The following is a 12,893-nucleotide window of genomic DNA, read 5'->3' on the forward strand; positions in this document are numbered from 1 at the left end:
CTAGCGTCAGTCGGTGAGCTCCTTCACCCGTACGTTGCGGTAGTAGACGGTCTCGCCACCGCCGTGGTTCTGCATGCCGATGAAGCCGGCCAAGTCACGCGCGGGGTCGGTGCTGGTGAAGTCGTTCACCTGCGTCCCGTTGAGGAAGACCTGAACGCGAGAGCCCGAGACGCGGATGTCGTACGAGTTCCACGACCCGACCGGCTTGAGTGCAGCTGCGACGGCCGACGGGTCGGCGCCTTGGAAGGTGTAGATGGCGCCGGTGGTGCGGTCGGGAGCGTCGGTGGCGTCGATCTGGACCTCGTAGCCCTGATTGACCGCGACCCAGGGGTCGTTGCCGGGGTTGGGGAAGCCGATGAAGACGCCGCCGTTGTTGTCGTTGATCAGCTTCCAGTCGAGCTTGAGGCTGTAGGACGTGAACTCCTGCTCGGAGTACCACAGCAGGCCCAGGCCGTTGGTCGTACGCAGCGAGCAGTCGTCCTGCCGACCGAACGAGCCGGGTCCGGCCATCCGCCAGGAGGCCAAGGAGGCCAGGGTTCCGTCGAAGAGCGGCTGGTAGCCCCGGTCGGGTCGCTGCGGCGTACAGATGTCCTCGCCGCCGCCGACCTTGAGGGAGTCGAAGTTGACGTTCCCGTCATCGCCCTCGTCGTAGCGGAGCGAGATCCGGTTGACCCCGGCCTTCAGCTGCATCGACCGGGTCGCGGTGCCCCAGGTCTGCCAGTCGCCGGTGGACTCCAGTGCCCACGGCTCGACCTTCGTGCCGTTGACGTAGACGGAGACCTCCTTGGTGCCGGGTGCCGGGTTCGGGCCGTTGGCGTAGCGCAGCCGGACCGGGTACGTCCCGGCGCGAGCGACCTTCGCGTCGAAGGTGACCGAGGCGCCGACGCTGCCGAAGCCGTCCACGAACCCGGAGCCGGAGTAGCCGTTGTGCTCGACGTCGACATCGGCGCTACCACCCAGGGTCGCCTGCTCGGCCTCGAGATAGTTGCGATCGGCGGGCGACTGGTAGCCAGGAATCGAGTTGAGCGTGTACCAGGCCTCGGTGTTCCACAGCTCCTCGCCACCGCGAGCAGTGAACGGCCGCGGCGAGCGCAGGTGCACGACCCGGCCCTCCTCCAGCCCGTCGACGGTGAGGGTCACCGACGTCCGATCACGAGACACCGTGGCACCGGAGACGAACAGCGGTCGCTCGTCGACCTTCGGGCCGCCGTACGTCGGGCGCGGCACGTAGCGCCAGTGCGTCATCCGGAAGGCGGCGTTCGGGTCGGCGGCGATCTTGTCGACGGTCTCCTGGGACAGCGGCTGGGTGTACCGGATCTTGAAGCCGTTCCTGGTCGCGCGCATCTCGCGCATGTCGAACGCCGCACCGTTGTCGGGGCTCATCCGCTGCAGGCCGTAGCGGAGCTTGCCCGGCTCGCTCCAGTTGCCGGCCTCGCCGACGCCGCCGACGTAGATCGATCCGTCGGGACCGAGCAGCGTGCGGTTCACGCCCGCCTCGAGACCGGCGGAATAGCGGAAGACCGCGCCCTGGTACTCACCCTCGACCTTCTCCAGGAAGCCGCGCTGCAGGCCGCCGTAGGTGACATCGCCGAAGATCATCTGACCGGCGTACGCGCCCTTCTGCAGCATCACCGGGCTGCTCGGTGAGTTGCCGATCTCGCCCTGCGGCACCCACAGGGTCGGGTCCGTGACCGGCTGGTCGTCGAACGGGCCGGACGGGTTGGTGTAGTGGTTGAAGAACCGGCCCGCCTTGACGTGCACGAGCTTGGAGCTGGGCAGCCAGCCGCCCTGGTTGTCCATCACGAACAGGTCGCCACCGGGTCCGCGCACCATCCCGTTCGGCGTACGCAGCCCGCCGGCGAGGTAGGTGACCTTGCCCGTCTTGCGCGAGATCTTCAGCGTCGTCCCGCGATCGGCAGCCGGCTGCGGGTCGGTGGTCGCCCCGCCGAAGTTGATCGCGACGGAGAGGTTCACATAGAAGCTCTCCTTGTCGTGGAGGAGGCCGAAGGCGAACTCGTGGAAGTTCCCGCCGAAGGGCCACTCCGCGACCTTCCGGTGCCGGTCGTAGAAGCCGTCCCCGTCGGGGTCGGTCAGCTCGGTGAGCTGGTCGCGCTCGGAGACGAAGATCGACTTGCCGATGATCGCCACGCCCATCGGGTTGAACAGGTCGGTCGCGACCTTCTCCACCGTCACGTCCTCGGGGCCGGTGGCGGTCCCGGGGTTGCTGAGCAGGAAGATCTCGCCGGGCTCGGGGTCCTCCACCCAGCCCGACGGGCTCACCGACCCGGTGGTCACCACCGCGAGCCGGCCGTCCGTGGCCCAGTCCAACGCGGCCACCATCGGCTCGAAGCCGTCCGGCCGGAGGTCGGTCAGGTCGTACGCCGGGTGGACGCTGTCCAGCTGCATGCCGTCACCGGCAGTGTCGCTCTGGCCCTCGCAGTACTTCGTGCCCGGCGAGGTCACCCGCACCACCCCTGCCTCGGTGCTCAGGACCTCGGTCGGAACCAGGGTGAAGTCAGCCGCGCCCGGAGGCCGCCACTGCAGGCGCAGCACCTCCCCGCCACCGTCCTCGAAGTGCTCCACGCGCAGGTCGTGATATCCCTCGCTCAGGGTGACGGCGCCGTCCTTGGCGGTCTCCCCGTGCAGCCCGTCGTGGTCGATGACCTCCGAGCCGTCGATGAGCAACCGGGAGCCGTCGTCGCTGATCAGCCGGAAGTCGTACGTCCCGGCAGCATCGATGCGGAGGTTGGCCAGGGCTTCGGAGATGAACCGGTCGCCGAGGCCGAAGTCGGCCGGTGAGTCGTAGTCGATGAGCGAGGTGAGCCTGTCGACGTTGGGCGTCTGGCCCGCCTTCAGCGTGCACAGCTCCGCGATCGGACGACCCATGTCGTAGGTGCGCAGCGTGACACCGGGCTCCTGCGGTGGCAGGTCCGCCGCCTCCGCGGCGGTGGCGGGGGATCCGCCGAGGAGTGCGGCTGTGACCGATAGGCCGACGAGTGAGCCGAGCACGGCTCTGGACGGGGGGATACGAGACATGCGGGCCTCCGTGGGGTGTGGCGAGCGTCACACATGAAGGTAGGGGGCTCGATCAGACTTCGTCAAGAAGGTTTTGAACTTTCGCAAGTTAGTTGAAAATGTCGCTCGACGGTCACATTGCCGGCGGTGAGAACGCCGCTGACGGGGAGTCGCCTCACGACGTAGGCGCGAAGAGCTGATCGAGGTGCTGATCGACGGCCGCCAGTGCGGCTCGAGGCGTGATCACGCCGAGCTCGAGGAGCGGTGCGAAGCCGGTCAGCGCCAGGATCAGGTCCGTCTCGATGTTCGGGTCGCGGTCGGCCGGGATCTGCCCGTGGATCAGTGCTTGCCGGATGAGGCGCTCGACCATGGCCCGCCCCTCGTCGAGGCCGACGCGAGCCTGCTCGCGCAGCTCTGGATCGTGAAGAGCTTCCAGGACGTACGCGGTGTTCATGCGGCTGGTGGCGCGCGCATCGGGGTGCAGCGGGAGCATCTCGGCGAGAATCACCCGCAGTACGTCGCGGGGGTGTGGAGGCTGGTCGAGCCCGGTCAGGCCGCGGGTGACTCGGGCCGAGGTCTGTTCGGCGGCGAACTCCATCGCGAAGGTCAGCATCGCGGTGCGGGACGAGAAGTAGTGCTGGAGCTGCCCGAGAGAGACATCCGCTTCGCGGGCGACCTCGCGCATCGTCGCTCGCGGCCAGCCCTGTTGCTCGACCACCCGCCAGAGGGCGTGCGCGATCGCTTCTCGTCGCTCGCGGTGGTCGACCACCTTCGGCATCGCGGCCCCTTTCGGTTTTCAATACGCGTGACATAATACAGGTGACTTTTATCCGCTGCCGACGGAGGGATGGTGGAAAGCGTGCACGACCCGTACGCCTTCGCGATCGACGATGCGGTCGCTGTCGCGTTGCTCGCCGACTTCCAGGTGCGCAAGGCGATCGCCCGTGGCGACTTCGACGACCTGCCCGGCAGTGGTGAGCCGATCGATCTACCGGACCACCACGACCCGGAGTGGTGGGTCAGGAGCCTCATCGAGCGTGAGCACATCGCACTGCTCCCGCCGTCCATCCAGCTCCGCAAGGACGACGCCGAGCTGGACGCGCGCCTGGATCAGCTGGCGGACGAGAAGGCCGTACGTCGCGAGATCGACGACTTCAACGCACTCGTGATTCGCGCCCGCTACGAACCGCCGGCAGGACCGCCGCTGATCACGATGCCTCGCGACCCTGACGCCACGGTGGCCGGATGGGCCGACCGTCGGGCGGCGCGAGGCAGGAAGCCGCGCGAAGCGGCCGGCACAGACGTTCGGCGAAGCCGCCGGCTCTTCCGTCGCCGCTGAGCTACGCTCCCACAATGGCCGACCTCGATGCCGTCGAAGACCGGATCTGGGCGCTTCTCGAGCGTTACCGCAACGAGCTCGAGGACGCGACGATCTACGGGATGCCGTCGTTGCGCTGGCCGGGTGCCGGCGCCCATGACTACTTCGCCGCGGTCAAGCGAAGCGCGCAGAAGGTGAGCCTCTACGCGATCGCCGTCGACACCTGGCCGGAAGCGCTGGAGGGCTCATCGGAGGCGTTCCGCAAGCGGCGTACGGGCAAGGCGACCTTCTCCTTTCCCACGCTGGACGAGGAGATGGCCGCCGAGCTCGCAGGGTTCCTGGAACGGCTCTATCAGCCCTACCGCGAGCATCACGCCGGCTAGCGGACCGCTCGCTTCACCAGGTCGGTGAGCTTCTCCTCGACGGCCGAGGTCATCGTCGTGACGGCGAATACGGTCGGCCAGATGTCGCCGTCGTCGAGGTTCGCCCACTCCTGGAAGCCGACCTCGGCGTAGCGCATCTTGAACTTCCCGGCGCACTTGTAGAACACCACGACCTTGCCGTCGGCGTTGGCGTAGGCGGGCATGCCGTACCAGGTCTTCGGGGCGAGATCGGTCGCGTGCGTGGTGACGATCCGGTGGAGCGTCTCGCCGATCGCGCGGTCGTTGTCGTCCATCGCCTCGATCTTCTCGAGGCAGTCGGCGAGATCGGCCTCGGCCTTCTTGCTGCCGCTGCCACGCTTGGCGGCCGTCCTGCGCTCGGCAGCGGCCTCCTTCATGGCCGCCTTCTCTTCCTCGGTGAACGTGCTGCTCTTCGCCATGGTCTTTCCTTCCTCGGTCGGTCTGTTGATACGAGCCTAAGGAGGTGGGGCTCCGTGCGCTTCTTCGTTCCTGATCAGTCGAGCGGTCTGAACACCATGTCGTCGCGGACCTCGAGTCCGAGGTCGTCGAGCATGTCGATGAGCACGACGACGACCTGCCGGGTGAGCCGGTCGACGAGCTGGTCCCGGGTCTCGTCGTGGTGGTCGAGCCACCAGATGATGCTCGCGTCGACCATGCCCATGAGGCCGGCCAGGATGCCGTCGGAGGGGGTGCCGCTCACCTCGGAGGCGCGGAGGTAGGAGCCCATGGCGTCGATGAGCTCGTCGAGGAAGCGGTTGCGTCCCATCCGGGCCCGGTGCAGCGCCCTGGTCTGCTGCTGCGCGGCGACGAACCGGTAGAGGTTGGGATGCTCGTCGGCCCAGACGACGCAGGGCTCGATGACACCGCCGATCACCTCACGCGGGGTCCCTGCACGGGCCAGATGAGGGCGTACGCGTCGGATCAGCTCGGTCGATGCGAACCGGACGACCTCGGCGTCGAGCTGCTCCTTGCTGGCGAAGTGCCGGTAGACGTTCGGGCGGGGGAGGCCGGCGCGCTCGGCGACCTGCGCCATGCCGATGCCCGGCCCGCGCTCCTCGATCGCCTCCACGGCCGCCTCGACCACCTGGGCTCGCCGCGCGTCGTTGTCGAGCGCCTCCTTCGCCGAGCGGCGCCGGACGGTGGAATCGACCCACTTGACCACGTCAACCACATCGTCACCCTAGCGAGACAGCACCGGCTACACCTTGTATCCAGGAGATAAGTGGGACACCATGTCTCTGGAAACACCCTGTACCCAACCCCGAAAGGCCACGCATGTCCCGCCGCTCGCCCTGGATGGACCAGGACCTCGACGACCTTCGCGACCTTGCCCGGACCTTCTTCGAGAAGGAGGTCAAGCCCAACATCGACACCTACATCGCCGACAAGCACGTCGACCGTGACCTGTGGCGCAAGGCCGGCGAGCTGGGTCTGCTGTGCCTCTCCGTCCCCGAGGCGTACGGCGGCGGTGGCGGCACCTTCGCCCACGAGGCCGTGCTGATCGAGGAGCAGGCCCGGGTCGGCGACACCGCCTTCGGTGCCTCGCTGCACAGCGGGATCGTGGCCCACTACCTGCTGGCGTACGGCACGGAGGCGCAGAAGAACGAGTGGCTGCCGAAGCTGGCCTCCGGCGAGGTGGTCTCCGCGATCGCGATGACCGAGCCCGGCACCGGCTCCGACCTGCAGGGCATCCGCACCAAGGCGGTCAAGGACGGCGACGACTACGTCGTCAACGGCGCCAAGACGTTCATCACCAACGGGCTCCTGGCCGACATGGTGCTGGTCGCGGTCAAGACGAACCCCGAGGAGGCCGCGGCGGGGATCTCCCTGATCATCGTCCCGACCGACACCGAAGGCTTCCGGCGCGGTCGGGTCCTCGACAAGATCGGGATGAAGGGGCAGGACACCTGTGAGCTCTTCTTCGACGACGTACGCATCCCGGCCTCGAACCTGCTCGGCGACAAGGAGGGCGACGGGTTCGTCCAGCTGATGATGCAGCTGCCGCAGGAGCGGCTGATCGTGGCCGTCGGCAGCGTCGCGGCGATGGAGTTCTGCTTCCAGGAGACGCTCCTGTACGTCAACGAGCGCACCGCCTTCGGACGGCCGGTCTTCGGCTTCCAGAACACCAAGTTCGAGATGGCCGAGATTGCGACCGAGGCCCGGGTGGCGCGCTCCTTCATCGACGAGTGCGTCGAGCTGCACGTCAAGGGCGAGCTCGACATCCCGACCGCCGCGATGGCCAAGTACTGGAGCTCCGAGCGTGCCGGCATCGTCGTCGACAAGTGCGTCCAGCTCTTCGGCGGCTACGGCTTCATGGAGGAGTACCCCATCGCGCGGGCCTTCACCGACCTCCGCGTCCAGCGCATCTACGCCGGCACCAGCGAGATCATGAAGGAGATCATCAGCCGATCCCTTCCGGTCCCCACCCGATGAGAAGGAGATCGATATGAACACGACGAAGCAGTCCTACTACGACACGCTGCGGACGCTCTCCGAGGCCTCGGTGGACCAGCACTTCCAGGCGTTCAAGGACATCAAGTGGGACGATCCCGAGTTGCACCTCGACCCGAACGACGAGCGCTTCGTCCTCACCGACGCCGACGAGATCGGCCGTCACGAGTGGTACAAGTCGCTCTCGAAGGAGCGACAGATCCAGATCGGGGTCTACCGCTACGCGCAGATCGCGAAGGTCGGGCGCCAGTTCGAGCAGGTGCTCATCGCGGGCGTGATGCACCACCTGATCCTGGCGAAGGACGGCAACCCCGAGTTCCGCTACGCGATGCACGAGGTCACTGAGGAGACCCACCACATCCAGATGTTCCAGGAGTCGGTCAACCGGTTCGTGGAGAACTCCGGGGTCGACGGCGTCGCCGGGGCACCGGGGTGGTTCGCCTGGCTGGCTCCGCTGGTGACGTCGGCCGGGACCTGGTTCCCGGAGATCTTCTTCGTCGGCATCCTCGGCGGCGAGGAGCCGATCGACCATCTGCAGAAGAGCATCATGCGTGCCGGCGGCAGCCACCCGCTGATCTACCGCGTCATGCAGATCCACATCGCCGAGGAGGCCCGCCACATCGGGTTCGCGCACCAATACCTCGAGCACCACTGGCAGCAGATGAACCCCATCAAGCGGCGCGCGCTGACCTACCTGTTCCCGGTGGTCATGCGCCTCCTGTGCGACGTGATCATGGTGCCGAGCAAGCAGGCGCGCGAGGACATGGGCATCCCGAAGGAAGTCGCCAAGGAGATCTGGTGGAACTCCCAGGACTCCGAGAAGCTCCTGCGCGACCTCTTCTCGGACGTACGCCTCCTGGCCGACAACCTGGGGATCCGCAAGGGACCGGCCAAGCTGGTCTGGCGCGCCCTCGGCATCGACGGGCGGGCCGCGCGCTACCGCGCACAGCCGTCGAGTGCGGCGGTCTGAGGTGCTGGCGTACGAGAGCACCGGCTCGGGCGAGCCGCTGCTGATGATCCACGGCATCGGTCACCGCCGCCAGGCCTGGCACCCGGTCGTCGACCGGCTCGCCGAGCACCACGAGGTGTTCCTCGTGGACCTGCCCGGCCACGGCGAGTCTCCGGCCCACGTGGCCGACGGCCGCTCACCCCGGCAGGCGCTGATCGACCCGCTCGAGGAGTTTCTGGCCGCGGCCGGCCTGGAGCGTCCGCACGTCGTGGGCAACAGCCTCGGTGGCGTGGTCGCCCTGGAGCTGAGCAAGCACGGGCTCGCTCGCAGCGTCACCGCGATCTCGCCGGCCGGCTTCTGGCGCAACGACCTCGAGTTCGCCTACGTGCGCGCGCTGTTCGCCTCGGTCATCGCGACCTCGGGGGTCCTGCGGCCGGTCGCGCCGTGGCTTCTTCGTCACCCGTGGGGCCGGACGCTCGGGCTCAGCTGGCTGACCGCCCGGCCGGCGGCGATCCCGGCGGACGTCGCGTACGAGGACCTGTGCAACATGCTCGACTCCAAGCAGGCGCTGCGCGACATCATCCGCGGCGGCTACCTGTTCGACGGTGCCGTGCCGGCCGATGTGCCGATCACGGTCGCGTGGGGGACCAAGGACCGGGTCCTGCGTCCCTACCAGGCCGACCAGGCACGACTGCGTCTGCCCGGAGCGCGCCACGTCGAACTGCCCGGCTGCGGGCACGTGCCGATGGCCGACGATCCCGACCTGATCGCCGACACCATCCTCGCGACGACCCTGGACCTGACGACCACGGACCTCCGGAGGACCGCATGACCACCCAGCGCCACGTCGACGTCCTCATCGTCGGAGCCGGTCTCTCCGGCGTCGGCGTCGCCAGCCAGCTGACCCGCGAACGGACCGGGCGGACGTACGCCATCCTCGAGCGCCGCACCGCGATGGGCGGCACCTGGGACCTGTTCCGCTACCCCGGGATCCGCTCGGACTCCGACATGTTCACCTTCGGCTACGGGTTCCGGCCGTGGAACGGGACCAAGGTGCTGGCCGACGGCCCGAGCATCAAGCGCTACATCGAGGAGACCGCGGACGAGTACGGCGTCACCCGGCACACCCACTTCGGCCGCAAGGTCGTCTCCGCATCCTGGTCCAGCGAGCGTGGCCTGTGGACCACTACGGCCCTCGACGAGACCACCGGCGAGACGGAGGAGTGGACGAGCCACTTCCTCGTCGGCGCGACCGGCTACTACGACTACGACCAGGGGCACCGTCCGACGTTCCCCGGCGAGGAGCGGTTCCAGGGTGAGTTGATCCACCCGCAGCACTGGCCCGAGGACCTCGACCACACGGGCAAGCGCGTGGTCGTCATCGGCAGCGGGGCCACCGCGATCACCCTGGTCCCCAACATGGCCGAGAAGGCCGAGCACGTCACGATGCTGCAGCGCTCCCCGACGTACGTCGTGCCGGTCCCGGCCGAGGACCCGGTCTCCGCCGCCTTCAACCTGTTGAAGGTGCCGACCCGGGCGGTCTACGGCACCGGCCGCGTACGCAACATCCTGCTGCAGCAGGGCATGTACCGCTTCTGCCGCACCGCCCCCAAGGCCGCCCGGAAGGCGATCCTGGCGGCGATCCGCGCCCAGGTCGGGAGCGCGGTCGACATGAAGCACTTCCAGCCGAGCTACAACCCCTGGGACGAGCGGCTGTGCGTGGTGCCGAACGGCGATCTCTTCTCCGTCCTGCGACGCGGCGAGGCCTCCATCGTCACCGACACGATCGGCACCTTCACCGAGACCGGCATCCGGCTGGCGTCCGGCGAGGAGCTCGCGGCCGACATCGTCATCACCGCGACCGGTCTCCGGATCCAGCTGCTGGGCGGTATGCGGATCGAGGTCGACGGCCAGCCGGTCGACACCCGCGACCGGATGCTCTACAAGGGCAACCTGGTCGAGGGCGTGCCCAACGCCATGATCGTGATGGGCTACACGAACGCGTCCTGGACCCTGAAGGCCGACCTGGCCGCCGCCTATCTGTGCCGTCTGCTCAAGCACATGGCCCGCCACGGCCACGGCCAGGTCGTGGCGGAGGCGGCCGGCGACGAGCGCGAGGAGGTCTCGGTGATGGGTGCCTCGATGCGGTCGGGCTACATCCAGCGCGGTGACGCCGTGATGCCCCGCCAGGGCAAGCGGGCGCCGTGGCAGGTCCGGCAGGACTACCTGTACGACACCCGCGAGCTCCGGCTCCGCTCCGTCGACGACCTGAACCTGCGGTTCACGCCGAGGACCGCACCGGTCGCCGAGCAGGTCGCCGAGGAGGTCGCGGAGCGGGTGCCTGCCTAGCGCCCGTCCCGCGGAGACGTGAGGACGGCGGCGAGCCTGTCGGCCGCGGCCGGGTCGGCCTGGGGCAGGAAGAGCGAGGGCTCGACCAGCTCGACCTCGAGCACGCAGTAGCGGCCGTCGTTGTCCCGGACCAGGTCGATCCGGGCGTACGTCGGTGTCCCGAACCGGCTGGTGACCAGGTCCACGGCGGCCTGCGCGACCTCGATCTGATCCTGGGCGGCGGTGTGTGCCGCGTTGGTCTCCACGGCGAAGAGGTCGTCGACGGCGCCGGCCCGCGGCAGGTCGACCCGCTTGCTGGCGGCGTGGCTGAAGCGGCCGTCGAAGAAGACCATCGGCCACTCGCCGTCGACGGGCACCGACTTCAGGAACGGCTGGACCAGCACGACCTGGCCGTCGGCGTGGAGGCGGGCGACGTGAGCCGCCGCGGCCGCATGGTCCTCGGTTCCGTACGAAGCCGCATCCCTGCTCCCGGCCCCGACCGAGGGCTTGACCACGAAGTCGCCGTCGGGAAACTCTGCCGTCGAGCCGGGCTCGACGAAGACGGTCGGCGTGATCGGCACCCCGGCCGCCTCGAGCTCGGCGAGATACCTCTTGTCCAGGCTCCAGCGCACGAGCTGCGGTGGGTTGACCAGCTCGGTGACCTGGGTGACCTCGTCGAGCCAGGTCAGGAACTCGGCCAGCCGCTGCGGGTAGTCCCAGGTCGACCTGAGCACGACCCGGTCGTACGCAGCCCAGTCGACGCTCCGATCGTCCCAGTCGACCACGTCGACGGCGGCCCTCGCCCGTCCCAGCGCGGCCAGGGCGAGCGGCTCGTCATCGTCGCGTCCACGTGCTTCTCGCGCCGTCACCCATGCCAACCGGCCGATCTCGTTCACCATGCTGCGCACTATGAACGCTGTTTCGTGAGCGATCAAACCGGCGCCCGCGCGAAGACGATCGCGCCCGGCACCTCGTCGTCGGGCCGCATCAGGAGCTCCGCCTCGATGCTGAACCCGGCCCTGCGCAGCCACCCCGAGATCTGCTCCGGCCGACGGCGATGGCTGTCGACGTTGATCGGCCGCCCGGTGTAGCCGGTCGTCGACCGCCGGGTCTCGTCGCCGACGTGGAACCCGACCAGCACCGACCCGCCCGGCCGCAGCACCCGTCGGAACTCCTCGAACACCCCGGGCACCGCCGCGTCGGGGATGTGGATGACCGACCAGAAGGCGAGTACGCCGCCGAGCGATCGGTCCGCCAGCGGAAGGTCGGTCATCGACCCGACCTCGAAGGCGAGATCCGGATGATCCCGCCGGGCGATCGCGATCATCTCCGGAGAGAGGTCGATCCCGAACGCCTCGATCCCGAGGTCGTGGAGGTGCCGGGTGACGTACCCGGGGCCGCAGCCGACGTCGGCCACCGGCTCGCCGTCCTCCCGCACCGCCTCGGCGAACACCGCCAGACCGGCACGCAGGTACGGACGATCGTCCAGCAGGCCGCGTACCTGCTCGGCGTAGCCGGCGGCATCGGTGTCGTACGACTCGCGGGTCTGGTTCAGCCAGTTGTCGGGCATCGGAAATCGACTCTAGGGCACCGCGAAGCGCGCGATATTGAGGCGAGCCGCGTGGAGGACCGTCGTCCAGCCGTCGCGATCCTCTGATCAGTGTCGATCGCCCGCTAGGTTGGACGGTGAACGCAGCCGTCACCGGAGCGAGGGGAGTGCCGTGCGCCGCTGGGTGCGCAGGTCCTTGTGGGACGTCGTCCCGCGCGATCACCGGCAGGGTGACGCCGCGCTACGTCGCCGCCAGCTGGTCACGGTCGGCTTCGTCGTGCTCGGCGCGGTCGTGCTCGGGGTCTCGCTGCGGATCGAGCCGGGCAGTGTCTGGTTCTATCCGGCGGCCTTCGCCCTGGCCGGAGTCTGGGTCATCGGCGCCTTCGCGTCCGGGCCGCTCCATCTCGGCCGGATCGACGCCTGGCGCCGGCGGGGGCAGCGAGAGCGCCGGTTCGTACGCCCCGTGCTGCCGCCGATCCTGCTCGGGCTCGGTCTGGCCGGGATCTTCGTGATCGGCGGTCTCGTCGTGCGCGAGATCCCGTGGCTGGACCGGCAGGTGCGCTCGGTGCTCGACTTCGCCGACCAGGGCTCGCTGCCGATCCTGGTCGTGGTGACGGCCGTCAACGGGGTGGCGGAGGAGCTGTTCTTCCGCGGCGCCGTCTACGCCGCCCTCCCTCGCCACCCGGTCGCCTGGACGTCGGTGGCCTACGTGATCGCGACGCTCGCGACCGGCAACGTGATGCTGGCCTTCGCGGCGATCCTGCTCGGGATCGTGGTCGGGCTCGAGCGGCGTGCGTCCGGTGGCGTACTCGCGCCGATCCTCACCCACTGTGTGTGGTCGCTGTCGATGCTGCTGGCGCTGCCGCTGCTCTTCGGCTGAGA

Annotated in this window: 13 protein-coding genes; 7 read left to right on the forward strand and 6 right to left on the reverse strand. The window is 68.8% G+C overall.

All coding sequences use genetic code 11. The features are described 5' to 3' along the window. Window positions 1-6: 6 nt before the first annotated feature. Entirely contained in the window at window positions 7-3,036 is a 3,030-nt protein-coding gene (locus tag BLT25_RS08285) for a 3-keto-alpha-glucoside-1,2-lyase-like domain-containing protein (protein ID WP_091044145.1), read from the reverse strand. A gap of 154 nt (window positions 3,037-3,190) precedes the next feature. After that, entirely contained in the window at window positions 3,191-3,793 is a 603-nt protein-coding gene (locus tag BLT25_RS08290) for a TetR/AcrR family transcriptional regulator (RefSeq protein ID WP_091044147.1), read from the reverse strand. A gap of 81 nt (window positions 3,794-3,874) precedes the next feature. On the opposite strand from BLT25_RS08290, the gene BLT25_RS08295 reads away from it, so the two are divergent. Together BLT25_RS08295 and BLT25_RS08300 are read left to right on the forward strand one after the other, a co-directional pair. Continuing rightward, window positions 3,875-4,354: a DnaJ family domain-containing protein gene (locus BLT25_RS08295; protein ID WP_256328505.1), complete on the forward strand. Its 480-nt coding sequence runs from the start codon at window positions 3,875-3,877 to the stop codon at window positions 4,352-4,354. 14 nt (window positions 4,355-4,368) lie between these two features. Further along, complete coding sequence (locus BLT25_RS08300) at window positions 4,369-4,716, forward strand: hypothetical protein (protein WP_091044152.1); 348 nt, start codon at window positions 4,369-4,371, stop codon at window positions 4,714-4,716. Here BLT25_RS08300 and BLT25_RS08305 read toward each other — a convergent pair. Next, window positions 4,713-5,153: an iron chaperone gene (locus BLT25_RS08305; protein WP_091044155.1), complete on the reverse strand. Its 441-nt coding sequence runs from the start codon at window positions 5,151-5,153 to the stop codon at window positions 4,713-4,715. The genes BLT25_RS08300 and BLT25_RS08305 overlap by 4 nt on opposite strands. A gap of 74 nt (window positions 5,154-5,227) precedes the next feature. Next, on the reverse strand, window positions 5,228-5,905 hold the full coding sequence (locus tag BLT25_RS08310) for a TetR/AcrR family transcriptional regulator (protein ID WP_091044157.1): 678 nt from the start codon (window positions 5,903-5,905) through the stop codon (window positions 5,228-5,230). A gap of 104 nt (window positions 5,906-6,009) precedes the next feature. Between BLT25_RS08310 and BLT25_RS08315 the strand changes: the two genes are divergently transcribed. Genes BLT25_RS08315 through BLT25_RS08330 form a run of 4 tightly spaced genes read left to right on the forward strand, consistent with a single transcriptional unit; the run spans window position 6,010 to window position 10,483 of the window. Continuing rightward, the gene (locus BLT25_RS08315; protein ID WP_176883699.1) at window positions 6,010-7,167 is read left to right on the forward strand and encodes an acyl-CoA dehydrogenase family protein; all 1,158 of its coding nucleotides are present in this window, start codon (window positions 6,010-6,012) and stop codon (window positions 7,165-7,167) included. Window positions 7,168-7,180: 13 nt separating this feature from the next. After that, window positions 7,181-8,155 (forward strand): AurF N-oxygenase family protein, encoded by a 975-nt coding sequence (locus BLT25_RS08320; RefSeq protein WP_091044160.1) that lies wholly within the window; start codon window positions 7,181-7,183, stop codon window positions 8,153-8,155. Beyond that, window positions 8,142-8,966 carry an alpha/beta fold hydrolase gene (locus tag BLT25_RS08325; RefSeq protein WP_143033684.1) on the forward strand — a complete coding sequence of 275 codons (825 nt, stop codon included), beginning with the start codon at window positions 8,142-8,144 and terminating at the stop codon, window positions 8,964-8,966. The genes BLT25_RS08320 and BLT25_RS08325 overlap by 14 nt, the downstream gene beginning before the upstream one ends. Beyond that, window positions 8,963-10,483: a flavin-containing monooxygenase gene (locus BLT25_RS08330; RefSeq protein ID WP_091044166.1), complete on the forward strand. Its 1,521-nt coding sequence runs from the start codon at window positions 8,963-8,965 to the stop codon at window positions 10,481-10,483. Before BLT25_RS08325 ends, BLT25_RS08330 begins: the two co-directional genes overlap by 4 nt. Here the strand turns inward: BLT25_RS08330 and BLT25_RS08335 are convergent. Together BLT25_RS08335 and BLT25_RS08340 are read right to left on the reverse strand one after the other, a co-directional pair. Beyond that, window positions 10,480-11,361, reverse strand: a complete 882-nt coding sequence (locus BLT25_RS08335) for an ATP-grasp domain-containing protein (protein ID WP_091044167.1) — start codon at window positions 11,359-11,361, stop codon at window positions 10,480-10,482. The genes BLT25_RS08330 and BLT25_RS08335 overlap by 4 nt on opposite strands. Before the next feature lie 32 nt (window positions 11,362-11,393). Next, window positions 11,394-12,032, reverse strand: a complete 639-nt coding sequence (locus BLT25_RS08340; RefSeq protein WP_091044169.1) for a class I SAM-dependent methyltransferase — start codon at window positions 12,030-12,032, stop codon at window positions 11,394-11,396. Window positions 12,033-12,183: 151 nt separating this feature from the next. On the opposite strand from BLT25_RS08340, the gene BLT25_RS08345 reads away from it, so the two are divergent. Continuing rightward, complete coding sequence (locus tag BLT25_RS08345) at window positions 12,184-12,891, forward strand: CPBP family intramembrane glutamic endopeptidase (protein WP_091044171.1); 708 nt, start codon at window positions 12,184-12,186, stop codon at window positions 12,889-12,891. Window positions 12,892-12,893: the final 2 nt, after the last annotated feature.

The sequence above is a fragment of the Nocardioides sp. YR527 genome (assembly GCF_900101045.1).
GTDB lineage: Bacteria > Actinomycetota > Actinomycetes > Propionibacteriales > Nocardioidaceae > Nocardioides.

What these genes read in the sequence shown, in the direction of transcription:
- BLT25_RS08285 (WP_091044145.1), bottom strand. Translation starts at nt 3,036, where the DNA reads ATGTCTCGTATCCCCCCGTCCAGAGCCGTGCTCGGCTCACTCGTCGGC.
- BLT25_RS08290 (WP_091044147.1), bottom strand. Translation starts at nt 3,793, where the DNA reads ATGCCGAAGGTGGTCGACCACCGCGAGCGACGAGAAGCGATCGCGCAC.
- BLT25_RS08300 (WP_091044152.1), top strand. Translation starts at nt 4,369, where the DNA reads ATGGCCGACCTCGATGCCGTCGAAGACCGGATCTGGGCGCTTCTCGAG.
- BLT25_RS08305 (WP_091044155.1), bottom strand. Translation starts at nt 5,153, where the DNA reads ATGGCGAAGAGCAGCACGTTCACCGAGGAAGAGAAGGCGGCCATGAAG.
- BLT25_RS08315 (WP_176883699.1), top strand. Translation starts at nt 6,010, where the DNA reads ATGTCCCGCCGCTCGCCCTGGATGGACCAGGACCTCGACGACCTTCGC.
- BLT25_RS08320 (WP_091044160.1), top strand. Translation starts at nt 7,181, where the DNA reads ATGAACACGACGAAGCAGTCCTACTACGACACGCTGCGGACGCTCTCC.
- BLT25_RS08330 (WP_091044166.1), top strand. Translation starts at nt 8,963, where the DNA reads ATGACCACCCAGCGCCACGTCGACGTCCTCATCGTCGGAGCCGGTCTC.
- BLT25_RS08335 (WP_091044167.1), bottom strand. Translation starts at nt 11,361, where the DNA reads ATGGTGAACGAGATCGGCCGGTTGGCATGGGTGACGGCGCGAGAAGCA.
- BLT25_RS08340 (WP_091044169.1), bottom strand. Translation starts at nt 12,032, where the DNA reads ATGCCCGACAACTGGCTGAACCAGACCCGCGAGTCGTACGACACCGAT.